This is a genomic window from Halapricum salinum (assembly GCF_004799665.1).
In the GTDB taxonomy this organism is placed as follows: domain Archaea; phylum Halobacteriota; class Halobacteria; order Halobacteriales; family Haloarculaceae; genus Halapricum; species Halapricum salinum.
In genome coordinates this window covers 2,515,380-2,539,987 of the sequence record NZ_CP031310.1, presented here as the reverse complement: position 1 = coordinate 2,539,987, position 24,608 = coordinate 2,515,380, and the positions used below count along the sequence as shown (strand labels likewise).

Sequence of the window (24,608 nt, the reverse complement as noted above, 5' to 3'; positions counted from 1 at the left end):
CGACGACAGTTCTATCGAATCACACCGTTTTTTACGGACCTGAGCGTCCCACCCGGACGTGCGACGCATCACCGAGACGAGACTGAGCACCCGTGCCGTCCTCCTCGTGGGGGTCGCACTCGGGATCGGGAACCTCCTGTACATCCTGCTCGCCAGCCGCGGCCACCTCGCCATCGACTACGTCGTCTACGACCTCGCGGGAGAAGTTGCCCTCGAAGGCGGGAACTTCTATACGGCCGTCCCCGAGGGGCTGGCAGACTACTTCCACTACGTCTACCCGCCGATCACGGTCCTGGGGTTCGTGCCGCTGGCGCTGGTCGGCTGGAAAGTCGGCTTCGCGATTCACACCCTCCTCACTGTCGTCGCGGGACTGGCGGGTGCGTGGCTCATCGTCAGGTACGTCGAGCGCATCGGCGAGACGCGTCTGCCGTGGCTCGATCGCGGCCTGATCGCCGGATTCGTCGTCATCTCGGTCCACTCGATGCCCTCGCTCGTGTTCGGACAGGTCAACCACCACATGGTCGCGGCACTTGCCCTGGGATTCGTCGCGCTCGACCGCGACCGCGAGATCCTGGCCGGGAGCGCCTTCGGACTCGCGGCGTTCGTCAAGGTCTTTCCCGCCGCAGTCGGCGTCTGGCTACTTCGACGGCGGGCCTGGCGCGCTATCGCCGCCGCCGTCGGGACCGCAATCGTCGGGTTCGCACTCGGCTTTCTGGTCTTCGGCGTCGATCTCTCGATCGCCTACGTCGAACACGCAATCTTGCCGCGGTTCTCACCGGGCGAGTTCGCCGGCGGGCTCGATCCCGAGGCGACCTATCTGACGATCCGCCGGCCAATCTCGGTGCTCCTCCCGGGCGTCGATCCGACGTTCTACGGCCTGCTCGCGCTGGTCGTCCTCGCGCCGCCGATCGCGTACCTCTACCGGACGATCGAGGATCGAGAGGATCGGCTCGTCTCGATCATGGGCACGATGGTCGCGATCCTCGTCTTCTTCCCCTCGTTCCCGATCTACGTCGTGATCCTCTACTTCCCGCTGGTTCCGCTGCTGTATCTGCTCGAATCGGGGCGGCCCCGGCAGTTGCTCGTCGCGGGCGCGCTGCTCGCCTCGGTCGCGATCCGCTGGGACGACGTGGAGGTGCTGCTCGCGGCCGCGGATCTCTCGAGTAGCGTGCTCGCGGACGTCCTCAAGCCAGCGTTCACGTTCGCGACGCCGGGGCTCGTGGGCGTGCTTCTGATTCTCGCTGGCTGTCTCCTGCATCGACAGCAGAAATACGGGCCGCAGTTTTTCGAGGAGTAGGAGAGCCCGTCACTCCGGGCCGTCGAATGCGTGCCAGGACAGCCGGGGATTCCGGGCGGCCTCGACCTGGTCGATCCGCCGGGCAGTGGTCCGCCGGGGCGCGTCGTCGAGATCGGCGGCATCGGCGGCCGAGGCCGCTTCGAACGCCGCGGCCAGCTGGTCGAGCGTCTCTTTGGACTCGACTTCCGTGGGCTCGGTCATCAGCGCCTCGGAGACCAGTTCCGGCCACTTCGTCGTCGGCGGGTGGACGCCGAAATCCAGCATGTGTTTGGCGACGTCGATCGCGTCCCGGTCGCCCGCGCTCGCGACGAACTCGTGATGGAAGGGGCCGTACGGGATTTCCAGGTCGATCTGCTCGGCCAGATAGTTCGCGTTGAGGACGGCCTTCGCGCTGGCGTCGGAAAGTCCCGCGTCACCGAGTCGCCGGATGTACGCGTAGGCCTTCAGCAGGACGAGCCAGTTGCCGTGGAAGCCGTGGACCTTGCCGACTGTGCGCTCGGGCTCGTAGAGTTCGTAGTCGCTATCCGCTGTCTCCCTGACGTGTGGTTCGGGCAGATAGGGGGCGAGATCGGAGACGACGCCGACCGGGCCAGCACCGGGGCCGCCACCGCCGTGGGGCGTCGCGAAGGTCTTGTGGACGTTGTAGTGCATCACGTCGAAGCCCATGTCGCCCGGGCGAGCGCGTCCGAGCAGGGCGTTGAGGTTCGCGCCGTCGTAGTACAGCAGCCCGCCGGCGTCGTGGACGATCTCGGCGATCGCCTCGATATCGCGCTCGAACAGCCCGAGCGTGTTGGGGTTGGTGAGCATCAGTGCGGCCGTCGAGTCACCGACGGCTGCCTCCAGGGCGTCCATGTCGACCCGGCCGTCCTCGGCGCTGGGGAGTTCGACCACGTCGAAGCCGGCCATCGCCGCGCTCGCGAAGTTGGTCCCGTGAGCGCTGTCGGGGATGATGACCTCGTCGCGATCGTTGCCGTGATCCTCGTGGTAGGCTTTCGCGATCAACAGGCCGGTGTACTCGCCCGCCGCCCCCGCGGGCGGCTGGAGGGTCACGGCGTCCATCCCGCCGATCCGACCCAGCCAGTCCTGCAGCGTCGCCATGACTTCGAGGGTACCCTGGATCGTCTCGACCGGGCGGTCGGGGTGGACCGCCGCCGACGGATCGGCCGCGACGTCTTCGAGCAGCGGCGGATTGTACTTCATCGTGCAACTGCCCAGCGGGAACGGGCCGCTGGTGACGCCGTAGGTCTCCTGGGAGAGGCGGGTGTAGTGACGCGCCAGTTCGGGTTCGGCGAGCGCGGGCAGCGAGAGCGAATCGCGGGTGAGATCGTCGGGCAGCGGTGCGTCCTCGCTGTCGCCGGGCGAAACCGCGGCCTCGCGTTTCTCGACCAGCAGGGGTTCGTAGGCGTCGTCGTCGGCCCAGCGAGCCTGATCGTAGCGCATTCAGGCCACCTCCCGAAGCGCGGCGACGAGTCGGTCCGTCGCGTGCTCGTTGGCGTCGGTCACACACAGTTGCAGGCGGTGTTCGTCGACGGCGTGGACGGCGAAGCCTTCCTTGGCGAGTCGGTCACGGATCGCGTCGGCGGGCTGATCGGTCGCGACGACGAACTCCCGGAAGTGGTGGCGGTCGTGGACGGGCGCGTGTAGGCCGTCGATTTCGTCGACACGGGCGGCCAGCTCACGGGCGTTGCGGACGCAGTCTTCGGCGAGTTCCAGCAGGCCGTCGGGGCCGAGCCAGGCGACGTGCATCGCCGTCCGGAGGGCGACCCAGGCCTGATTCGTGCAGATGTTCGAAGTCGCACGCTCACGGCGGATGTGCTGCTCGCGGGTCTGTAGCGTCAGCGTGTAGGCCCGCCGACCGCTCTGGTCCGTGCTCGCCCCGACGAGCCGTCCCGGGACCTGCCGGAGGAAGTCCTCGCGGGTGGCAAAGAGCCCGTGGCCCATCCCGTAGGCCTGCCCCAGTCCGAGTGTCCCGGCGTCGCCGACGACCACGTCCGCGCCGACGCTGGCTGGCTCTTCGAGCAGTGCGAGCGCAACGGGGTCGGAGCCCAGACAGAACAGCGCGTCGTGAGCGGCAGCGAGGTCACCGATCGTTTCGAGGCCCTCCTCGATGGTTCCTCGAACAGTGGGATTCTCGGCGTAGACCATCACGACCTCCTCGTCGATGATACCTTCGAGGGCATCGATATCGACGGTGCCGTCGTCGGTCGGGACGGTCGCGATCGAGAGGTCGCCGCCGCGAGCGTAGTTTTCGAGGACGGCTCGTTGTTCCTCGCGGACGAGATCGGGGACCAGCACGGTCGATCCAGCGGTCTCGCGAACGCGTGTGGCGAGGGTCGCAGCTTCGCCCAGCGCCGTCGCCCGGTCGTGCATCGAGCAGTTGGCGATCTCCAATCCCGTGAGTTCGACCAGCATCGACTGGTACTCGAACAGTGCCTGCAGGAATCCCTGGGCGACTTCGGGCTGGTACTGCGTGTAGGAGGTCAGAAACTCAGAGCGCGAGGCGAGATCCGCGACCACCGAGGGAATCTCGTGGGCGTAGTGACCCCGCCCGAGAAACGAGACGAGATCGTCGTTGCGCGCGAGCGTCCGCCGGGCCTCCCGGCGGGTCGCAGACTCGCTCCTGGCGTCGATCCCGAACTGTCCGTCGAACCTGATCGAGTTGGGCACGTCGAACAGCGCTTCTTCGTCGTCGACGCCCACCGCGTCGAGCATCGATCGCGTCTCGGCCGCCGTGTGCGGGGCGTAGGGGCTGCCCCGTCCGGTATCCGTCATAGGAACACCCTCCGAACGGTCATTGACTTGGCGGGGCTAACGACCCCGCGTATAAGACTGTACCGAGACTACGTCTCTCGCTGTACCCGACCACTCACCGAAGCGACGCCGGCGAGGCGTCGTCGACGACCGCCTGGTCGTCGATGACGAGGTTGAACGCCCCCTCGTCGTCGTTCCAGAGAATCAGTGCGTTCTCGATGTCGAGCAGGCCACCGTACGGTGCGTCGAGCAAGTCCTGAGTCAGCAGTGACTCGTTGGTGAGCACGGCGAAGACGCGCTCGCGCTCGCTGCCGTCGCCGACGACGAACAGCGGATTGCCGCCGTCGCTGAGGTCGTGGCTCAGTTTGATCACCACCAGATCGACCCGCTCGGTCACCAGCTCACCGGCTTCGGAAAGCGAGGCGACCCGCGAGCGATCGGGCGTGTAGGCGATCCGCTCGGCCTCATCTGTGCGGAGGATCGAGTAGGCGAACTGGACGTCCACGTTGACGAACGTGCCGTCCTCGAAGGCCCCGCCCGCAGCGTCGTCGAGTCTGCGCTGGAACGCCGGAACTTCGAGATTGGGCTTGCGGTCGAACGACCAGCAGTCGACGTCGGGCGAGCGGTCGGGCCAGAGCCGGCAGGTCGGCGCATAGATCGTGAACTCGTCCTCGACCGCGCGCTCGACCCGGCGCAGCCCCGTCGCCGTATTCCGGTCTGCGGGTTCGATGGCGACGAGATTTCCGTGCTCGGCGAGCCACTCGCCGTACTCCTCGACGACTCCCGCGGGATCGTCGAGTTCGTTGAGCACGTTCGCGATCAGGATCAGGTCGAACTCGCCCGCGGGCTCGAACTCCTGGGCGCGTTCGCGGTGGATCGTCGTGTGGACGTTGCGACCCGTCTCTTCGAGCATCGTCTCGAGAACGTCGGCGTTGGCACTCGGCTCGACGGCGTGGTACTCCACGAGCGCCTCGTCAGGAAGGAGGTCAGCGAGCCCGAGCGCCGGCCCGCCCGTACCGGCCCCGACGTCGAGCACCCGCAAGCTGGACGGAACCTGTCCCTCCCGGATCAGCGGAGCCAGGACGTACTGGGTGACGGCGTAGTTGTCGGGAAGATGGTAGATCGCGTAGGCCAGCGCGGTGAGGTCGTCGTACCCGACTTCGCGTTGCTCGAAGTAGGCCTCCTTGAGCGTGGCGAGGCGCTGGCGGAGGCGTTCGCCGCTGGTCCCCTCGGGCCAGCCGGGACCGAACTCGTCGACCAGCAGGTCTTCGAGTTCGCGGGCGTGGGCCTCGGGAAACGCCTCGACGCCGTGGAAGTCCGTCGAGACAGGTCCCTCGGGCGCGGGGACGAACGTGCCGTCCTCGCGCTCGATCAAGTCGAGTTCCAGAGCGAGTTCGCGCAGAGTCTCACGAACGACGGCGGGATGGGGCTGGCCGTCGACGTACTCGTAGATCTCCCCGGGATCGATCGGCCGGACGTTCCGGAGGTACTGGGCGTTCTCGCGGATGGCCTGGCGACGGTCACTCATCGTAGATCGGCCTCCCGATAGAGCGCCTCGAAGGTCTCGCGGTCTGCGTCGGCGATCTTCCGAGCGGCGTCGGCGACCGCTCCTGCACCATCGAAGGTGGCCTGAATGTCGGCGTACACCCGCGGATCGTTGCCAGTCACCTGTTCGAGGAGGTCGAACAGTCCCGCCGAGATGGGGGTCTGGAACTCGTCTGGAATATCTCGGGCGGCCAGTCCGAACGCGAGCACGGCGGTGTGGGCGGCCGCCTGGACCGTCTCCATGGCCTCGTCGTGGGTCTCGGCGTCGGTTGCGACCCAGGTGTTTCCGCGTGCGGCGAGTGCCCCGCGGATGGCCTCGACTGTCGGCCCGTCCGAGTCGACCACGGCGGCGACGTTGCCGGGCGCGTTCTCGGCGGCGAACAGGGGGTGGAGACTGACTCGTTGGCGCTCGCTCGCGTGCTCGCGCATGGCAGCCAGCGGGCCGGCCATGTACCCCGCGAGGTCGACCATCGCTGCGTCTGTTCGGTCGGCGAATCGGGCGATCACTTCCTCGGCGGCCGGGATCGGCACAGCCACGCAGACCACGTCGAAGGTCGCTGCGGTATCTAGGGCGACGACGCGAGCGTCCAGTAGATCGGCGGCGGCCTCTGCGACTGCTGGGTCGGCGTCACAGAACGCGATTTCGACGGTAGCGTCGCTGCCGTCGCGCAAGGCGCTCGCGAACCACCGGCCCATCTCGCCGGCCCCGACCACGAGGACGTTCATCGGCGATTGCTTCCCGGCCGCCGGCCAAAAGCGGTTCGGTCATCTCTCCCGGCGAGCAGCAGTGCTTTTTCAGGGCTGGCAGCCGAACGTTTCGACGTCATCAGTGGAGGGAAAGGAGATGCGAAAGCTCATCGGAACGGTACTCATCGCGGTCGGCGCGCTCGCCACGTTCGGAGGCACAGTACGACTACTGCAGGATCTCGGCGGCGCGAGCAACGTCCTCCTCTGGGGCGGACTCGCGATAGTGGGATTGTTCGTCCTCGGTCGCGGCGTGATAACGGTGATGGCTGACGGCGGCGAGAATAGCGGGGTCAACCCCGAGGACGCAGTCGGGAAGACAGACTCACGGTTCGGTCAGCACTGACCGGACCGCACTCACCGCGCCAGCGATCCAACCAGCGGAATCTCGGCGTCGTCGGCGCGATAGGCAAACCAGGCCGCCCCGAGCAGGCAGACGAACACGAGTCCAGCGACGGAGTCGGCCAGGATCAACCCTTGCGGGTCCAGCGCGTGCCGACCCAGCAGCATCTGTACGGCGAGCAGAAGTCCGGCGACGATGCTCAGGGAGGCTTGCCAGGTCGTCTCGCGACTCGCGTCACGGCGTCCCCAGGTTCCGACGGCGACCAGCAGCGCGAACAGCACCAGCGCCAGCCCGTAGTAGACGATCTGTGTCTCTGGCGTGTACGCGAAGACAGTCCCGAAGCTGAACAGGTGGCCGAGCGGGACGAGCGCGACGGCCGCGACAGCCGCCAGCCGGAGTCGCGAGCGGTCGACCGGCGCGTACGTGATGGCGGTCGCGTAGACGATCAGCGTGAAGATCGACAGCGCCGCGAGGTAGTGGGCGGCCTGCACCGGCGGGGAGTACCCCCACGGGAAGAGCCCACCGACAGTCACCGTTAGCGCGCCCAGTCCGATCTGTACCGGGAGGAGCGCGATCGAACCCAGCAGTGCGAAGCGGACGCGTCGATCCGCGCCGCGTCGCCAGGCCAGCGCCGCCGCCCCGAGGATGACGAAGCCCGTGACCATCGCCACGAGGCGGTGGAACCACTCGACGAAGCTCATCCAGTTCGCGGGAAAGAGGCCGAAGACGGCCCCGTCACAGAACGGCCACCGCGCGCCGCAGGTGAGGCCCGCGCCCGAGCCCGCTGTGTAGACGCCCAGGAGCATGAGGACGAACGTCAGCCCTGTCGTGCCCGCGAGCAGTCGCCGGAGTTGCATACCCGGGGTTCGGGACCGCATCTACTTATGGCCGTTCGTTTCCGCTTTCGGCGGGAGCTCGACGGTCGTCTCGGCCGACACGACGAGCGTGACCCTCGTCCCCTCGTCTGTAGATTCGAATCGAACGTCGCCCTCGAGTCGTCGCATCGACCACTCGACGATCCACAGCCCGATCCCGCTACCGTGTTCGAGGTCGCTCTCGACGCCGTCCGCGACGACCGCCAGTTCCTGCTCTGGGATCCCCGGCCCCTCGTCTTGGATCTCGATGACCAGGCTCTCCTCGCTCTCGCGAGCGCTGACGTGAATCTGCGGCGCGTCCGAATCGTCGTGGACGATGGCGTTCTCGACGACGTTTCGCAGCGCCAGCCCCAGCAGGTCCGGATCGGTGCGGACCGTCCCCGCGACGTCGACGCGGGTGTCGATCCTGGCTTCGGGGTAGTCGGCCGTCAGGTCCGAGACAACGTCGGCCAGAAACGTCTCGACGTCGAGTCGGACGGGAGTGACGTCGGTCTGTCTGAGACTGTCGAAGGTGCGGGCTTTCTCGCCGATCGCGACCAGTTCGTCGCCGCTGTCCCCGATCTTGCGCGCCCATCGTGACAGTTCGGGGTCGCCGGCGTCCGCCTCGATCTGAGCCGCGTAGCCGCCGATCGCCGTCAGCTTGTTCCGGAGGTTGTGCCGGAGGACGCGATTCAGGACTTCCAGCCGCTGCTCGCGTTCGCGCTCGTCGGTGATGTCCCGAAAGAGAACCGTCGACCCGACGACGGCCCCACGTGGGTCCGACAGCGACGTCTCGTCGACGGCGAACTCGTAGCGTCCAGACTCACCGGAGACGCTAACGTAGTCGTCGCTCCCGGGGAACTCGATCGGGAGGGCCGCCGAAACTGGCGTGCCGATTCGGTCGGTCGAGAGGCCATCGAAGACGCGGGCCGCCGCGTCGTTGAACTCGACCACGCGGTCGGACTCGTCGAGGACGACGACGGGATCGGGGAGCGTATCGAGGGCCGTCTCGTCGGCGACGCGACGGGTCGCGGGGCTGGTCGCGAACATGTTCTTGCCGACGAATGCGTAGGCGTCCAGTGCCGCGTGCGGCAGCGACGCGACGACGCCCCAGTTGACGGCGTCGACCGGCCCGAGCCCGAACCACCAGACGATCAGCCCGACCGACGGCGGAAGCGGGCTGAGCGCGACGGCGATCGCTTCCCGACGATACAACGGACCGTAGTTGAGGACCGTATCGAGCAGGAGCAAGACCGCGATACCGGAGTACGTCAACCCGACCGACGCGGCCGCGAACCCCAGCGGCTGGATCGCGTAGTCGAGGAGGACCGCATCGTAGGCCCGGACGATCGTCGGGTCCTGCCAGACGAGGCCGTGCCAGGCGTTGGTCGCGACCAGCGCCACCCCGACGGCCGGTCCGACCCCGAGGGCAGCGAACAGCCACGACTTGCGGAGGTCGCTCCGGCCAGTGTAATCCAGCGCGAACCCGAGAAACGGGTAGCCGATACAGAGAAACGCCATCCACGAAACAGTCTCGAAGGCGACTCGCAACTCGTAGTCGGCGACGAACAGGCTGAGACCGTAGGTGAGACACCAGCCGCCGTAGAACAGCAGCGACACGATGAACCAGTCCACTCCAGGCTTGCCGCGATAGCGTGCGAGGACGCCCACCAGCACGAACGGGGCGATACCGGTCACGAGACACAGCACCGTCAGCCACGGCAAGCCGCTCACGTCGACTACCATCGGTACTCACCTCCTCGGTCGGGCGACTGAACGGGACCCACACTCACGCGTTACTCGGGTAGTACCCACGGTCGTGACAATAAATACCTGTGGGCCCGAGTATCATCGGTCAATATTGGCACGCCGGCCTAGCTTTTTGTCCGCGCCCGACCGCCATTGGCCATGGGACTCGACGAGGACGCACTCGACTACCACAGTCAGGATCCACCTGGCAAGATCGAGATCGCGACCACCAAACCGACCAACACGCAACGTGACCTCTCGCTGGCGTACTCCCCGGGCGTCGCCGCACCCTGCCGGAACATCCGTGACAACCCGAGCGACGTCTTCAAATACACGGCCAAGGGCAACCTCGTGGCCGTCGTCTCGGACGGCAGTGCCACTCTCGGCCTGGGCGACATCGGCCCCGAAGCCTGCAAGCCGGTCATGGAGGGCAAGGGCGTCCTGTTCAAGCGCTTCGCCGACATCGACGTCTTCGACCTGGAACTCGACGCAGACGACCCCGACGCGATGGTCGGGGCCGTCTCGGCGATGGAGCCGACCTTCGGGGGGATCAACCTCGAAGACATCAAAGCGCCGGAGTGTTTCGAGGTCGAGCGTCGCCTGCGCGAGCAGATGGACGTCCCGGTCTTCCACGACGACCAGCACGGGACCGCGATCATCTCGGGCGCTGCACTGCTCAACGCGGCCGAAATCGCCGGCAAGGATCTCGCAGAGCTCGACATCGTCTTCTCCGGTGCGGGTGCCAGCGCCATCGCAACCGCCCGCTTCTACGTCTCGCTCGGCGTCGATCGTGAGAACGTCACGATGTGTGACTCCTCGGGGATCATCACCGACGCTCGGGCGGAAGCTGACGAGGTCAACGAGTTCAAACGGGAGTTCGCCAGCGACCGCCCCGAGGGTGATCTCGCCGACGCGATAGCGGGCGCGGACGTCTTCGTCGGTCTCTCGGTCGGCGGGATCGTCGACCAGGAGATGGTCCGCTCGATGGCGGAAAATCCGATCATCTTCGCGATGGCCAATCCCGATCCGGAGATCGCCTACGAGGACGCCAAGCACGCCCGCGACGACACGGTCATCATGGCCACCGGGCGCTCTGATTACCCGAACCAGGTCAACAACGTGCTCGGGTTCCCCTTCATCTTCCGCGGAGCACTGGACGTCCGGGCGACCGAGATCAACGAGGAGATGAAAGTCGCGGCCGCCAGGGCGTTGGCCTCGCTCGCGAGACAAGACGTCCCCGACGCCGTCGTCAAGGCCTACGGTGACGAGCCGCTACAGTTCGGCCCCGAGTACATCATCCCCAAACCACTGGACCCGCGTGTCCTCTTCGAGGTGACGCCCGCCGTCGCCGAGGCAGCCATGGAGTCGGGCTCGGCCCGGGCGAGTCTCGACCTCGACGACTACGTCGAGAAGCTCGAAGCCCGCCTCGGCAAGAGTCGGGAGATGATGCGCGTGGTGTTGAACAAGGCAAAGAGCGACCCCAAACGCGTCGTGCTCGCGGAGGGCGACGACGAGAAGATGATCCGGGCGGCATACCAGCTGGTCGACCAGGGGATCGCTCGCCCGCTCCTGCTGGGCGATCGCGACCGGATCACCGCCATCGTCGAGACGCTCGGTCTCAGTTTCGATCCTGACATCCTCGACCCCGACGAATCCGACCTCGAACGATACGCCGACCGGCTGTACGAACTCCGCCAGCGCAAGGGAGTCACGCGCCGGGAAGCCGGCGAGTTGATCCGGGACGGCAACTACCTCGGCAGCGTCCTCGTCGAGATGGACGAAGCCGACGCCATGCTCACGGGGCTGACTCATCACTATCCCTCCGCGCTCAGACCACCGTTGCGGGTCGTCGGGACCGCGCCGGACGCCGACTACGTCGCCGGCGTCTACATGTTGACGTTCAAGAATCAGGTGATCTTCTGTGCCGATACGACCGTCAATACCGATCCCAGCGCCGAAGTGATGGCCGAAGTCACGCGCCACACCGCCGACCTCGCACGCGAGTTCAACGTCGACCCGCGGGCGGCGATCCTCTCCTACTCGAACTTCGGCAGTGTCGACACCGAGGGGACCGAAAAGCCCCGGCGCGCAGCCGAGATGCTCCGGGACGATCCGGCTGTGGACTTCCCGGTCGACGGCGAGATGCAGGCCGACACCGCCGTCGTCGAGGAGATCCTCACCGATACCTACGAGTTCTCCGACCTCGACGACCCCGCGAACGTGCTCGTCTTCCCGAATCTCGAAGCCGGCAACATCGGCTACAAACTCCTGCAGCGACTCGGTGGCGCCGAAGCCATCGGCCCGATGCTCGTCGGCATGGACAAACCCGTCCACGTCATCCAGCGCGGTGACGAAGTGAAGGATATCGTAAACCTTGCAGGGGTCGCGGTGGTGGACGCACAGGAGGAGTGAAACTAGCTGTCGATAATATCGATCGAAAGTAGATCTTTGAGGGGTTGTTTGTCGAAGTCACCGGCGTCCCGCGTGACGAACGTCGCGCCGGAATCTCGTGCAGTCGCGACGTGAAGAAGATCAACGAGATCGAGAGCGATATCGTGTTCAGCGAGGAGCGTCTGTAGTTGGGCTGCCTCGGAAGCCACCTCGTCAGTGAGCGGTAAAATCCCGTCCAGCCGTGAGTTGAGCAGTCGTTGCTGCGTACGTATCTCTGCTTGCGTATCGTAGAAGACGTAGTACTCGAAGGCGACTGTTGCAGGAATTACCCACGGGACCGAGGCGTTCTCTTTGAGATATTCATCGACACCGGGGGACGGATTTGGACTGGCGAAGCGCCGAAGGACGCTATTATCGAGACAGATCATTCTGTTTCGACGTTATCGGCGAGCGATTCGTTCAGGTCCTCGTGTGTCTGTTCCATACTCTTCTCGATGCCCTCGGCAGCAAACCCGCCGAGTTCGTCGACATCGCGTTCTCGCCGGGCAAGCCGGGCTAAAAATTCGTCCCAGCTCTCGTCGTCCTCTTTCAGAACGGCGAGCATAGACTTGGTATCGTCCGAAACGCGAATTGAGGTACTCATATGTATGCGTTGTATGCGTGTCGATGTAATCGTTTCGTCCGCCCACGGAAATCGGTGTCAGGCAACGCAACGAGAACGCGAGGGAGGAGTCTGGACCCGGAGAGAGCCGGGGGCTGGTGGCCGTCTAGTCGCTCGCGTTGGCGCTGCCGCGATTGGATCGCGACGGCGGTGGGACCCGTTCGTCGGTGGGCTCGATCGGTTCGGGCAGGACGCACCGATCGGGCTCGTTGTTGACGTGCCCGTACTGGTCGGGCGCGTTCGCCAGCGGATGAGCGGGATTACGGTCGCTGGAGATCCGTGCGGCGCGGATCTCCTCGAAGCCGTTGATCCGAGCCATCACGCCTCGCCAGTGGTACCGCGTCTCCGCGGGAACCGCCAGCTGGTGCGGTGGCTCGGCTGTGGGTGCTCGTGACGCCAGGACGGCGGCGTTGACGTTCGCCGCCAGATCGTCGTGGTCGAGCAGGACGCCGACGCGCGCACTCGACGGCGCTCGTGCGGCGAGCAGGTCCAGCCCGAGGTGCAGCGCCCGGTACTCGGCGACGTTGTTGTCCGGCGATCGATCCCCGACCGAGAGCCGTCCGACGCGCTCGCCGTCTCGCGTCTCGATGACGACGCCGAGACCGCCACCCGACTCTCTGAACGAGCCGTCGGTAGCGACGTAGAAGTCTCGGTGATGTGTGCGCGGCGGATGCGCGATGTGGGGGGTTGGCGATTCGTCGAACAGATCCCGCAACGACGGCCGGCCATATGCGGCCATACCCTCGATTCGTGATCCACTGATTTAAAAGTGTGGGCACGGGCAGAAACGACAGCCCCGGCCCAGTTGCCGGCGACCGGAACGCCTACGGCCGGGCCGGTCGTTGGCCCGCACATGGTCACTGCTCGCGACATCATGACGAGTCCGGTCGAGACGATCACGCCCGACGACGACGTCAGCGAGGTGCTGACCCGCCTGGCGAAAGCCGACTTCAGCGGCTTCCCCGTCGTCGAGGGCGGGGCCGTAGTCGGTGTCGTCACCGAGACGGATCTCGTGGATCTCTTCCAGCCCTCGGATCGGACGCTGTGGATCCCCATCGGCTTCCCGCCCTTTATCGAGACGCTGACCTACGGCGTCGATCTCTCCTGGAACGACCTCGACGTCGGGATCGATCTCGTGAAAAACTCCGGCAAGCCGATCAGCGACGTCATGATCACCGACGTCGTCACCGTCTCGCCCGAGGACAGCGTCGACACCGTGATCGACTTCCTGGCCGATTCAGAGCGGGACATCAACCGCCTACCAGTAGTCGAGGGCGGCGACCTCGTCGGGATCATCACCCGTGAGGACGTCCTGCGGACGCTCAGCGAACGCGAGCAGTCCATCTGACCCTGACGGGGAGCCGAAACGGTGCGCTATCGCAACCTCCTGTTGTTTCTCGTCCTCTCGGTGGTCTGGGGCAGCGCCTTCGTCGCCATCAAGGCCGGACTGGCCGACATCCCACCAGTGCTGTTCGCGGCGATCCGCTACGACATCGCGGGCGTGCTCATGTTCGCCTACGCGGCCGTCGCTGTCGATCAGTGGCGGCCCCGCAATCGACGGGACTGGGCCGCGATCGCGGTCGGCGCGATCTTTCTCATCGCCGGCTATCACGTCTTCCTGTTCGTCGGCGAACAGGGGACGACCAGCGCCGCAGCGGCCGTCATCGTGAGTCTCTCTCCTGTGCTCACCACGGGGTTCGCCCGCCTGTTCCTCCCCGAAGAGCGCCTCACCGTCGCTGGAATCGCCGGGATGATCCTCGGAGTGGTCGGCGTGGGCGTGCTTGTCAGTCCCGATCCATCGAATCTCCTGACCGAGGACGTCGTCTCCAGCCTGCTCGTGTTCGGCGCTGCCGTCTCCTTTGCGCTCGGGAGCGTCCTCACGCGGTGGCTCGACGCCGATCTCCCGATCGAGACGATGGAGGCCTGGTCGATGGTCGGCGGTGCGATACTCATGCACGGACTCGCGCTCACCCTCCCCGGAGAGCGACTGGCTGCAATCACGTGGTCGCCTCAAGCTCTGTTTGCGCTGGGCTATCTCTCCGTAGTCGCCAGTGCGATCGGCTTTCTCATCTACTTCGACCTGCTGGAGCGACTCGGGCCGATCGAGATCAACCTCGTCTCCTATCTCGCGCCGGTCGTCGCCGCCGTCGTCGGCGTCGCGCTACTGGGCGAAGTGATCGACATCTCGACGGCTATCGGATTCGTCTGTATCGCGAGCGGGTTCGCGCTCCTGAAGCGTCGGGCACTCGCCAGCGAACTCTCGCGGTTCGCGTGAGTCGGGAACGTCGGCCTACTCACGCCGATACTGGTGGCCGGCGACGAGCGCCAACACGTTGAGGACGAACAAGAGTGCGAGCACGGTGAGACCTCGCCTGGAGTCGAGTCCGCCAGCGAGCAGCGAGAGCTGGACGAACGGCAGACAGACCGCCGACCAGAACGCGACGCCGGAGACGATGTGATCGCTGTCGATACCGGTGTCAGCCACTGGTGTGTCGAAGAGCCTGCGCATGGAACCCCCACGTACCTGACCCCCGCCAGATACACTTCGGTACGTTACGCCGCTCGCATAATATAATTATGGTCGACTGAGAAGCGGGGGAGCTAAACCGACAGCAACACTTACAGGAGATACATGTCGCGGCTCTCTCGACGGGCGCTCATGTGGCTGGTCGGGACTGCGCTACTCGTCGTCTACCTGCTGGCAGCGCTCCTGACCTACGAGCTCTTCGTCTACCTGCTGGAACGCCCGCCGGACCCGCTGACCGCCCTGCTCACGATCGGTCTCGTCGTGCTCGTCGCGAGCTACCTGAGCTACCGCTTCGGGACCCGCCAGCTACTCGCGGGACTGGGCGGGATCGAGATCCGCCCTCGAAACGCCCCGGCGCTGTTCGACCAACTCGACAGACTCGAACAGCGGATGACCGTCGAACGACCGCGCGTCGTCGTCGCGGACCTGGGCGTCCCCAACGCGTTCGCGCTCGGCGGCGTCCGCTCGGGCGTGCTCGTCTTCGACCGCTCACTCTTGCGCGTCCTCTCGCCTGACGAGCGCGAGGCGATCCTCGCCCACGAACTGGCTCATCTCGAAAGCTACGACGCCTTCGTCCAGACGCTCTCCTACAGCGTCCTCCGGACGATCGTCGGGCTGCTGTTGCTCCCCCTGCTCCCCCTACTGTTTCTGGTCACCGGGATCGCTCGCGGCCTGGCCTGGATCCGCGGTCGGCCAGGTGAGTGGACGCGCAACCCCGTCATGGTCGTCTACTACTGGGCGACCCTCAGCGTGACGCTGCTGGCGATCGGACTCACCGTGCTGATCCGCGCTCACTCCCGGCGCCGTGAATACGCCGCAGACGACCGCGCCGTCGAAATCACGGGTCGGCCACTCGCACTGGCCCGCGCGCTCCGGAAGATCGATCGCGCGACCGAACGCCAGCGCGGCCTGCTCTCGACACTGTACGTCCAGGGTGACGACGAAGGGGTGCTGACGCGTCTGCTATCGACGCATCCGCCGATGGACGATCGAATCGAGCGACTGCTCGACCGTGCCGAGGCCGACTCGCTTCGGGGCCGACGCGTTCCGATCGAGTGACCGACCTGCCGAGGCCGCCGGATAGTTCACGTTCGCTCGCGTCGTACGTCCCAGTATGGTCAAACGAACGACACTCCTGGCGGGAGCGATCGGCGTACTCGCAGTCGGCGTCGCCGGACGGCGCTATCTCCAGGACCGATCCACACCGCAGGTCGACTACGAGACGGTCGGGCACGTCGACGACGTGGAGATCAGGCACTATCCACCGACAGTCCTCGTCGAGACGGTCGCCCCCTCGGAAAACGCCGCGTTTCGTCGGCTCTTCCGATACATCTCGGGCGAGAACCGCAGCGCGACAGACGTGTCCATGACCGCCCCGGTCGAGGGCGGCGGGAGGACGACCGGACAGTCAGTGACGATGACAGCGCCCGTCGAGTCGGAATCGGTCGCGATGACAGCGCCCGTCGAGAGCGACCGCGACGAGGACGGCGTTCGGATGGCGTTCTACCTCCCCGCCGAGTACGACTACGACACCGCTCCGCTGCCGACCGACGAGTCGGTTCGGCTGGTCGAACAGCCCGGTCGAACGCTGGCCGTCCTCGGCTTCTCGTGGTGGACGAGCGACGGCCGCGTCGCTCGCAAGACAGACCAGTTGCGCTCGACGCTGGCTGGGGCAGACGAGACCTTCGAGATCGTCGGCGAGCCGTTTCTCATGCGCTACGAAGGGCCGCTCGTCCCGCCGTTTCTTCGAACCAACGAAGTCGCCGTCGAGGTCCGGCGCGTGAGTACTCCCTGAACTACCAGCGGGAGTCGGCGCGCCCGATTCGGGCAGCCACTCAGCGATACTCTTCGGACAGTTCGGTCTGCCAGTCGAGGTAGTAGCCGTCGGTTTCCTCGGGCATCCGAGACGTGTCGGTGTTCTTCGGCTCGAACCCGTAGTGCCCGAAGCGGAGGCTGTCCCAACTCCAGCCCCAGCCCAGCGAGTACATCTCCAGATTGCCGTTGTATCCGCGTTCCTGGAGGATGCCGAACCCTGCCGAGTCAATATCGATCTCGACGCCGTTTCCAGCGAGGTGGTCACGGAGATCCTCGGCCGCCTGTACGTACGTCTCGATGTCGAACGTCGTGACGGTCAAGTCGAACGGATCGTCCGGAGTGAACCCGCCTTCGTCGAGTACTTCTCGGGCACTCTCGACGTCCACTTCGTCAGGGCTGTACGGATACTCGTCGACGAACTGCTCGTACCCGCCCCGACCGGTCGGCCAGATCCCCGGCGGCGTGAAACTGTACGCGGGGACACCACGGCTGGCGAACAGCTCGTCGACAATCGCCTGTTGATCGAGCACGTACGCGACCGCTCGCCGGACCTCGATCGGCACGTTCCGCGCGTTGAACCCGAAGTATCGCGTGACAAGTTCCGGAACGGCGAGGTAGTTCACCGTCTCGCCGTTGTCGAGCGGTCCGTAGGTCCCGACCTCACGCCCACGGTCGTCCTCCGTCGCGTCTACGTTCCCCGGGTCGTAGTACTGTGTCGGCAGTTGGAAGATGTCGGCTTCTTTCTCGATAGCGAGTGCGTACCTCTCTTCCTGACCGCCCACGATGTTCCAGTGGATCGATTCGATATCAGCTGCCTCAGCATGGTACTCCTCGAATCGAGTCACACGGAACTCTTCGTTGACCGTGAAGGCGCCGTACGTGAAGGGGCCGGTCCCGTTCGCCACGTTCTGTCGGAACTCCTCGTGAGACACGTCGCCAGTGTAGCCATCGATATCGCCAACGATTCCCTCAGGAACGACGGAAAAGACGGGATATGTGAGGATGTCCAGCGCATCTGGGTTGGGAGTCTCGAGTTCCAGTTTGAGCGTGTAGTCGTCGACGGCCCTCACGCCCAGCGAGTCGGGAACCACGTTTCCGTCGCTGGCTGTCTCGTGGACCGCTCCCACACCGGTGGTTTCGTCCAGCAGGAAGTCCGATCGGATGCTGTTCTCGGACTCGGCGACCCGCCGCCAGGAGTACTTTACGTCCTGGGCCGTCAACTCCGTCCCGTCGTGGAACGTCACCCCCTCTTTCAGAGTGAACGTATACGTCGTCTGGTCCTCGGACAACTCGAATCCCTCGATCAGTAGGTTGTTCAACTCCGGAACGCCGTCGGGGTAGTTCACCAGCGGTTCGTAGAGCTGCGTGATCACCGTCGACGACGCCTCGTCGTCTGACTCGATGGGATCGATAGAATCGAGGTAGTCGAGGAACAGGTTCAGTTCCGTGCTTCCATCGGTCAGCTGCGTATCGGTGTGTCGCTGGTGAGACGGGCCCAGCGTGCCGTACTTCGGGACGTCGACGTGATCGTACCAGAACCGCTCGCGCACGTCGTGCATGAAGTTCAGGACGATCGCGCTGTCCCGAACTGCCTCTTCGATATCAACGTGAGCCTGTCGAACGAGCGAGGCATCCGAGTCGGAGTATTCCGTGATCACCTCCCAGGCCTCCTGTGCCTTGTCCGCGTAGATCGAAGGATCTAGTTCGGCCGACGGTTCGTCGGGGGTGGGCGTCTCCCGGGGTGGCGCTGTCGTCTCCGGATCGGGTGATGTGGCGAAACCACCGTTGCCCGACTCGTCACCGGACCCGTCGGTCGGCTCCCCACTGGAGTCCGAATCGCCGAGTAACTGGGTGGCGACGACGGAACCGCCACCGGCGAGGCCGAGAAATCCCAGGACGGAGCGGCGCGAGAGCGGGAACGAACTATCACTGCCGGGGTCCGTCCGATCAGTACTGTCACCGCCGGACTGGGGCCCAGAACTCGGCTTGTGAGTACTCGAATTGCCCACTGGCTGGCCGTTCGCAGCCGACCGGTCATCGCCAGCAGGCTGTCCAGTTGACGCTGTCTGAGTCTGATTCGAGTCGGGCCGGGAGTCGAAAAACCCGTCCGGGAACGCCAACGAGAAGTCGGTCCCGAACTGCGAAGGTGACGACTGGCGGGCGCCGGGCGTCGGTGCCAACGCCGTAAGGATCACATCGTCGACTGCCGACGGGAGCTCGGGGACGAGCGTGCTCGGTGGTGTCACCTGCTCGGGACCCGGACCGGCTTCGACCTCGGCAATCGTGAACGGGGGTTCACCCGTCAACGCGTAGTAGGTGATCGCTCCCAGCCCGTACACGTCGGTCTGATCCGTGACTGCAGTCGGCTCGTCGACCAGCTCGGGTGCAGTAAACAGGGAAACTGGACGTTCGCCGGCGGCGACGCGACAGGCTCGTTCGAGCCCCCATTCGTCGACGACGGCAGTCGCATCTGCGCTTCCGGAGAGACCAGTCACCCAGATGTCAGTCGGCGACAGTGACCCGTGAGTCGCGTTGTACAGCCCGGCGACCCGAAGCGCCTCGGCCGTATCCGAGGCGACTGCGTGTGCGTCCGCGATCGACAACTCGGACTGAACGTCGCCGAGACGCGCCCCGTCGACAGTCTCGACGGCGACCCAGGGCCGCGGACTCCTGCCTCGATCGTACACCGTGACGACGTTCTCGTGTGAACTGGGGTTGAACCATCCCGAAGTGGCCTGCCAGAACGCGTCTTGGACCGACTGCGTCGTGATCGACGGTGCGGTCGTAAAGATGCGGACGTTCTCCTGCCCGTCCGTGAGGTCACCGCGGTACTGAGAGAGATACTCACCGTCGAGGACACAGCTCCCGGAGCGAATACCCCGGGCGGAGTTCACAAAATCGTCACCAGAATCGGACATGGACGAGTTGTATTTGCACGGGGGTATATATCATTCGCCATGTCTGTTCAATCACAGAGAAACTGCCCGCCTGTGCTCGGTCACCCGACGACCGGCTGTGAGATGATCCACAGCGAGAGAACGGTATACCCGATCATCAGGACGACCAGCGGCAGGTGACCGCGCCGGGCGGCGGCGGGCGAGTCGTATCGAGAGCGCGCGACGGCGTGGGCAGCGACGACTGCGACGACGTGGCCCGCAACGACGAGGACGACCTGCGAACCCCAGAACAGCGAGACGGAGAGCCAGCCGAGCACGTCGACTGATTCGACTCCGGGTACGGACATCGAGACCAGTGTCCCGAGGTTTCGGATCACGTAGGGGTAGTTGTGAGCGACCTCGTAGGCGCCGGCGATCGGAAGGACAGTTGGCGCGAACCAGCGCGCGGCTGTGACCCAGTTACGATCTGGCGAGCCACCCAGTCGCTCGACGGCCCAGCTCGCTGCCGCGAACGTGAGGACGAACCCGGCCAGCCCGAAGACGTACAGGAGGATACTCGTCTCCGGGCCAGTCCCGAGCAGCCCCCTGAGATCGAACAACACCGTCTGGTAGGCCCGCGTCTCGGTGAAGCCGTCGAAGCTCACCGTGTACACCGTGGCGATCGCGAAGACGACGAGCGAGACGCTCGCGAACGGATCGAGACACCCCGTCCAGGGAGATCGCAGCGAGACGGTGTACCCTCCGCGCTCGCCTCGGTCGAACGCGAGCGGCGCGACGCGACCGAACAGACGATAGAAGACACCCAGCGGGTCGGCGTGACGAAGCCAGGCAGTGCCGAACAGCGTCGCCCCGGCGACCATCGCGAGCCCGTACGCCGCGACGACCACGCCGGTGAGACGTGGGGACCGCGGGATCACGGTCAGGTTCTCGGTGATCCCGACGAGCGCGACGAAACCGACGACTGCTGGCCACGCTCCGAGCGCGGCCGGGTACGTACCGAGCACCGCGAACTGCCCCCCTTCGAGCCAGGCGAGGCCGCGGTAGATTGCTCGCCACGGCGACAGCAGCTGCCAGGCCGTGCCGAAGACGAGCGCGAGCAACGCCAGCCCGCGAAACCACAGCGGCCAGGTGAAGACCGTCGCGACGTTCTCGGCGGCGACCTGCCGACCGACGAACCCGAACACCAGCACCGACGCGACACCGGCGAGAAAGAGCGCGGTGACCGCGACGCTGAGCGGCCGAGCGACCGACGCTGGAACGGTCAGGCTCCGGGCTCGTCCGTCGGTGGCTGCTGGCGTTCGGTCGGTCACGGCCAACCAGAGCGCCGTCGAGGCGACAGTCACGCCCGCACCTGCGAGTAGCACCGACAGCGGGAGCGGCGTCTGCAAGCGCGATCCGGAGACCTCGTGCGCACTCGCGACGCCCGGGAACAGCGCGACGAGACCGAACACCAGCCCGGCCCGAAGGAGTCTCTTCGACCGAGAGCGATTGCCCATCGACTCACTGTATCCACGACGGTCGAAAATCCCCTGTGGTTCACGTCTCGAATCCCGACCGCGCACGGGCAGGCTTTTGCGAGCCGGGCCGAACGTATCGCTATGCGACCACGTACCGTTATCGCCGTCGTCGGGTTCGTCGCCATCCTCGGCGGACTCGTCGTCTTCGGTCTCACTGTCTGGTCGTCCGGCGGGACGCTCGACGAGACGTGGGTGAGCGACACGCCGCGCGACACCGACATCAACCATCACGCGGTCGGTGTCGGTCCCGACGGCGACGTGATCGTCGCGCCTGTCGCGGAGGCCCGGGGTAGCACCGACCAGATTACGAACACGTCGTGTGTCTTCGCGCGTCTCCGGCCGACAGACGGCGCTGTACTGTGGCGAAATGGAATCCCACCCGACGACTGTTTCGTCCACGCGCTCACCGAACCGGCGATCGCGGATCTCGATGGCGACGGAACGCCGGAGGTCGTCGGTATCTCTTCGATCGAGAATGCGCTCGTCACCTACGACGCCGAAGACGGCAGCGAACGCTGGCGAGTCCCACTCGAAACCTACGGCTTCGGCCGACCGACGATCGAGAATCTGACGTCCGCTCCCGGGCCGGAGATCCTGGCAAGCGACGTCGCCGGGAACGTCGTGGCGACGCGCGCGAACGGATCGGTACTCTGGCGATTCGAGTTGAACCGGACGGGATGGACAGAGCGTACAATCCGCGAAGCGCCGATCGTCGACGACGTCGACGGCGATAGCCAGCAGGAGGTTCTCCTCGGGAGCGACAGCGGCCCGGTGGTACTCTCGGCCACGGGCGACATCGAGTGGTTCCGCAACGGCACGGCGACGTATCTCACTGCAGCCGACGCCGACGGCGACGACGCGCTCGAAGTGTTCACGTCCGGAACCCTGTCGATCACGTCCTACGACGGAGAGTCGGGGGCAGGGGAGTGGAATCGATCGATCACGAACGGCCGGATCCGCGAGGCCGCCGACGCCGATGGCGACGGAACGGTCGAACTCTTCGTCGGGAAAGTCGGCGGCGACGTGCTCGCACTCGACGCCGCGACCGGCGATACCGAGTGGTCGACATCGATAGCGAGCGGCGACAGTACCATCGTCTCACCGCCTGTCCTCGGGGACGTCGACGGGGACGACACCTCGGAGGTGATCGCCGTCAGCGAAGACGGACGGGTCGCCGTCCTCGACGCCGACGGTGGCTCGGTACTGGCCAGATACGAACGCAACGTTCCGATACTGACGTTCGCGACGACGGCAGATATCGACGACGACGGGCGAGAAGAGATCCTCGTCCGCTACGGTGACGGCCGCGTCGTCGCGCTCGACTACGCGTCCTGAGAGGCGTCGGTCGACTGCGACGGGCCGCGACGATAGACCGTATAGAGGACGAGCGCCGCGATCGTGAAATCGAGCAGGTGTGCAGCGACGTGATGGACGACCATCGGCACGACACCCATCGCGGTCCCCCAGCCGACGAGTGTTCGGACGACAAGTCCACCCAGCGCCAGCGTAACGAGCAGATACTCCGTCGAGCGGCGCTGCAGATAGGCAGCCAGCCCCAGTCCGAACAGCGCCACCGTACTGAGTCCGGCGAGAAGCAAGCCCACGAACAGGTGGGGTGCGTAACCGCTCGGGATCCAGTCTGCCGCCATCGAGACGATTACTCCCGTCATCGTCTCACTGTAGGCAACGAGATATGAAACAACGTTCGGAAACACCCAGCAGTCACGATCATAGCGTCGTCGTCACAGAACCACGTTCGAGGAAGGCAGTCTCGTAGCCCTCGTGGCGGGCGATCGACGGCGGACCATCGACCGTGATCGTCAGTTCGTCGCCACTCGACGGTTCGCTCGATAGCTCCGCGCGATAGTGCGATCCAATCTCCGGTCCGATCGCCGGGGTCAATGTATCGTCGAATCCGACGGCGTCGAGGGTCGCCGACAGAGCAAACCCGGGCACTGCAAAGCGGTTGTAGGGCGTCCGCGGCGAGACGAGCAGCGTCGACCCGTCGACGGTCGCGACCATCTCGGCGTCGCCGACGCTGCCGACTTCCACGGGTGAGCCCGGCATCGCGGATTTCGAGGGGGCGTACGCCAGTGGCAGCATCTCCATCGACATCGGTGAGACGGCTCCCCGAGTACCCTCCTCGTCTGAAAGGCGTTCGTATCTGATCTCGTTCTTGGTGCTCTCGCTGTACTCCATCTCGAACTCGGCGGTAATCGACTCGCCGAACGTCCCGTCGAAGTCGCCGACGCGCTGGCTGTCGACCGCACCGACCTCGACCTCGACAGTATACGTCCCGTCGCCATCGAGTGCCATGTTCTCGCCGAAGTGAAAGCCCATGTTCTGGCTGAGCATCGGCCACGCGCGCTTGCTGTCGACCTCCTCGCCGTCTTGGCTGATCGTGAACGTCGGCTGGCTCAGCACGGGGATGACGGTCCCGCTCTCGGGATCCCAGGTCGAGGCCATCAGGTGGACGTCCTGGCCGTCCTGAATCTCGGCCAGGTTGGTCCGCGTGCCAGTGACAGTCCAGAACCGGTGAGCGTAGGAGTAGAACAGCCCGACTTTGCGGTCGCCGACAGTCTGCATCCCCTGCATCTCCATCCCTTCGATATGTGTCGGCACGTAGACCGCGTCCGGCCTGTCATCCAGAACAGGCGGCTGACCGCCGGTCGACCGCTCTTCTAACAAGCCACCACAGCCTGCAAGCCCACTCGACAGTGCTCCGGCACAGCCACCGAGAAATGCGCGTCGTCTCATGGACGGGTCTGAGCGCCGGATCAACAAGAGGCGTCTGGTCCGACCGTCGAAACAGCAGCCAGCAGTCCTCTCCCGCCGGTTCGGATGATCTGCCCATCGATCACGACTGGTCTGCGTCGGTCGACCCGGACTCGCCGTCGAGCAATCCGTCGACCAGCCGGGTAAATCGATCCAGCAGTCGGTCGGCCAGTGACGGGTTCACCAGCCGAAGCATGCGAGCGGTCTCTTCGGGGTGTGAAACCGAGAGCGTGACGTGGTTACGCTGACCCCGCTCCTTTTCGACGAGATCCTGCTCGACGAGGTGGTCGAGGTGCCATTCGAGCGTACTCCGAGCCACGTCCAGTCGCTCCGCGACCGCTCCCGGACGACTCCGGCCGTTGGTCAGGAGGTGCACGAGAATCTCGCGCGCAGTCTCCCGGTGCAAGACGGCCAGCGCCCGTCGCTCCCACGCGCCGTACTCCGTGGTGTAGTAGTGTGTCTTCCCGTACAGCGGTTCTTCGACGACGACCGCAGCGCGGCGCAGCTTCTTCAGATGGTACTGGACTTGCCCCGGCGCGAGGTCGAGCGTCCGGACGAGTTCGTTGAAGTGAATACCCGGCCGTTGGCGGATCTGCGAGATTACTTTGTCCCTGGTGTCGGTCATCGTGAAACAGTCGAGGACGTGGTTGCGAGCACGACGCTGTCGAAGCTAGGGCGAGTGCGTTTCTATATGTCACGGTCCGTCGATAGCAGACTCGCCCAGAATGGAAGTTGAGACTGG

The 24,608-nt window shown here is 65.5% G+C and carries 23 protein-coding genes; 8 read left to right on the top strand and 15 right to left on the bottom strand.

Annotated features, from left to right (window positions below; all coding sequences use genetic code 11):
* Positions 1 to 58 precede the first annotated feature (58 nt).
* Positions 59 to 1,297, top strand: coding sequence for a glycosyltransferase family 87 protein (locus DV733_RS12420; RefSeq protein ID WP_049994402.1), 1,239 nt, complete (start codon positions 59 to 61; stop codon positions 1,295 to 1,297).
* Between the two features lie 9 nt (positions 1,298 to 1,306).
* Here DV733_RS12420 and gcvPB read toward each other — a convergent pair whose 3' ends face one another.
* The 4 genes from gcvPB to DV733_RS12400 all read right to left on the bottom strand — a co-directional run bounded on the left by gcvPB (position 1,307) and on the right by DV733_RS12400 (position 6,319).
* Complete coding sequence (gene gcvPB / locus DV733_RS12415; RefSeq protein WP_049994403.1) at positions 1,307 to 2,737, bottom strand: aminomethyl-transferring glycine dehydrogenase subunit GcvPB; 1,431 nt, start codon at positions 2,735 to 2,737, stop codon at positions 1,307 to 1,309.
* Positions 2,738 to 4,069, bottom strand: coding sequence for an aminomethyl-transferring glycine dehydrogenase subunit GcvPA (gene gcvPA / locus DV733_RS12410; RefSeq protein ID WP_049994404.1), 1,332 nt, complete (start codon positions 4,067 to 4,069; stop codon positions 2,738 to 2,740).
* A gap of 94 nt (positions 4,070 to 4,163) precedes the next feature.
* On the bottom strand, positions 4,164 to 5,576 hold the full coding sequence (locus DV733_RS12405; protein ID WP_049994405.1) for a small ribosomal subunit Rsm22 family protein: 1,413 nt from the start codon (positions 5,574 to 5,576) through the stop codon (positions 4,164 to 4,166).
* A complete protein-coding gene (locus DV733_RS12400) occupies positions 5,573 to 6,319 on the bottom strand; it encodes a prephenate dehydrogenase/arogenate dehydrogenase family protein (protein WP_049994406.1) in 747 nt (248 codons plus the stop codon). The genes DV733_RS12405 and DV733_RS12400 overlap by 4 nt, the downstream gene beginning before the upstream one ends.
* Positions 6,320 to 6,437: 118 nt before the next feature.
* On the opposite strand from DV733_RS12400, the gene DV733_RS12395 reads away from it, so the two are divergent.
* Complete coding sequence (locus DV733_RS12395; RefSeq protein WP_049994407.1) at positions 6,438 to 6,683, top strand: hypothetical protein; 246 nt, start codon at positions 6,438 to 6,440, stop codon at positions 6,681 to 6,683.
* A gap of 11 nt (positions 6,684 to 6,694) precedes the next feature.
* Here DV733_RS12395 and DV733_RS12390 read toward each other — a convergent pair whose 3' ends face one another.
* Positions 6,695 to 7,537, bottom strand: coding sequence for a COX15/CtaA family protein (locus tag DV733_RS12390; protein ID WP_049994408.1), 843 nt, complete (start codon positions 7,535 to 7,537; stop codon positions 6,695 to 6,697).
* Between the two features lie 21 nt (positions 7,538 to 7,558).
* A complete protein-coding gene (locus DV733_RS12385; protein WP_049994409.1) occupies positions 7,559 to 9,280 on the bottom strand; it encodes a sensor histidine kinase in 1,722 nt (573 codons plus the stop codon).
* A 162-nt stretch (positions 9,281 to 9,442) separates the two neighbouring features.
* Here DV733_RS12385 and DV733_RS12380 point away from each other — a divergent pair, with 162 nt between their 5' ends.
* A complete protein-coding gene (locus DV733_RS12380; protein ID WP_049994410.1) occupies positions 9,443 to 11,695 on the top strand; it encodes an NADP-dependent malic enzyme in 2,253 nt (750 codons plus the stop codon).
* Between the two features lie 2 nt (positions 11,696 to 11,697).
* Here the strand turns inward: DV733_RS12380 and DV733_RS12375 are convergent, their stop codons facing one another.
* From DV733_RS12375 to DV733_RS12365, 3 genes are all read right to left on the bottom strand, one after another.
* On the bottom strand, positions 11,698 to 12,102 hold the full coding sequence (locus tag DV733_RS12375; protein ID WP_049994411.1) for a type II toxin-antitoxin system VapC family toxin: 405 nt from the start codon (positions 12,100 to 12,102) through the stop codon (positions 11,698 to 11,700).
* Positions 12,099 to 12,317: a DUF7557 family protein gene (locus tag DV733_RS12370; RefSeq protein ID WP_049994412.1), complete on the bottom strand. Its 219-nt coding sequence runs from the start codon at positions 12,315 to 12,317 to the stop codon at positions 12,099 to 12,101. Before DV733_RS12370 ends, DV733_RS12375 begins: the two co-directional genes overlap by 4 nt.
* 124 nt (positions 12,318 to 12,441) lie before the next feature.
* On the bottom strand, positions 12,442 to 13,074 hold the full coding sequence (locus DV733_RS12365) for a ribonuclease HI (RefSeq protein ID WP_049994413.1): 633 nt from the start codon (positions 13,072 to 13,074) through the stop codon (positions 12,442 to 12,444).
* Positions 13,075 to 13,188: 114 nt separating this feature from the next.
* Between DV733_RS12365 and DV733_RS12360 the strand changes: the two genes are divergently transcribed.
* Positions 13,189 to 13,683: a CBS domain-containing protein gene (locus DV733_RS12360; protein ID WP_049994414.1), complete on the top strand. Its 495-nt coding sequence runs from the start codon at positions 13,189 to 13,191 to the stop codon at positions 13,681 to 13,683.
* A gap of 21 nt (positions 13,684 to 13,704) precedes the next feature.
* Positions 13,705 to 14,610, top strand: a complete 906-nt coding sequence (locus tag DV733_RS12355) for a DMT family transporter (RefSeq protein WP_049994415.1) — start codon at positions 13,705 to 13,707, stop codon at positions 14,608 to 14,610.
* A 15-nt stretch (positions 14,611 to 14,625) separates the two neighbouring features.
* On the opposite strand, the gene DV733_RS12350 is transcribed toward DV733_RS12355, so the two are convergent.
* Entirely contained in the window at positions 14,626 to 14,844 is a 219-nt protein-coding gene (locus DV733_RS12350; RefSeq protein ID WP_049994416.1) for a hypothetical protein, read from the bottom strand.
* Positions 14,845 to 14,967: 123 nt separating this feature from the next.
* Between DV733_RS12350 and DV733_RS12345 the strand changes: the two genes are divergently transcribed.
* Positions 14,968 to 15,921: a M48 family metallopeptidase gene (locus tag DV733_RS12345; protein ID WP_049994417.1), complete on the top strand. Its 954-nt coding sequence runs from the start codon at positions 14,968 to 14,970 to the stop codon at positions 15,919 to 15,921.
* 55 nt (positions 15,922 to 15,976) lie between these two features.
* Positions 15,977 to 16,657: an SOUL family heme-binding protein gene (locus DV733_RS12340; protein ID WP_049994418.1), complete on the top strand. Its 681-nt coding sequence runs from the start codon at positions 15,977 to 15,979 to the stop codon at positions 16,655 to 16,657.
* 40 nt (positions 16,658 to 16,697) lie between these two features.
* Here DV733_RS12340 and DV733_RS12335 read toward each other — a convergent pair whose 3' ends face one another.
* Together DV733_RS12335 and DV733_RS12330 are read right to left on the bottom strand one after the other, a co-directional pair.
* Positions 16,698 to 19,595, bottom strand: coding sequence for an ABC transporter substrate-binding protein (locus DV733_RS12335; protein WP_079979476.1), 2,898 nt, complete (start codon positions 19,593 to 19,595; stop codon positions 16,698 to 16,700).
* Between the two features lie 80 nt (positions 19,596 to 19,675).
* A complete protein-coding gene (locus tag DV733_RS12330) occupies positions 19,676 to 21,070 on the bottom strand; it encodes a hypothetical protein (protein WP_049994419.1) in 1,395 nt (464 codons plus the stop codon).
* Between the two features lie 102 nt (positions 21,071 to 21,172).
* On the opposite strand from DV733_RS12330, the gene DV733_RS12325 reads away from it, so the two are divergent.
* Entirely contained in the window at positions 21,173 to 22,426 is a 1,254-nt protein-coding gene (locus DV733_RS12325; protein ID WP_049994420.1) for an outer membrane protein assembly factor BamB family protein, read from the top strand.
* Here the strand turns inward: DV733_RS12325 and DV733_RS12320 are convergent.
* From DV733_RS12320 to DV733_RS12310, 3 genes are all read right to left on the bottom strand, one after another.
* Positions 22,414 to 22,761, bottom strand: coding sequence for a DUF7471 family protein (locus DV733_RS12320; protein WP_237560500.1), 348 nt, complete (start codon positions 22,759 to 22,761; stop codon positions 22,414 to 22,416). The genes DV733_RS12325 and DV733_RS12320 overlap by 13 nt on opposite strands.
* Positions 22,762 to 22,819: 58 nt before the next feature.
* Positions 22,820 to 23,848, bottom strand: coding sequence for an iron transporter (locus DV733_RS12315; RefSeq protein ID WP_049994421.1), 1,029 nt, complete (start codon positions 23,846 to 23,848; stop codon positions 22,820 to 22,822).
* Positions 23,849 to 23,948: 100 nt separating this feature from the next.
* Positions 23,949 to 24,491, bottom strand: coding sequence for a winged helix-turn-helix transcriptional regulator (locus DV733_RS12310; RefSeq protein WP_049994422.1), 543 nt, complete (start codon positions 24,489 to 24,491; stop codon positions 23,949 to 23,951).
* Positions 24,492 to 24,608 lie beyond the last annotated feature (117 nt).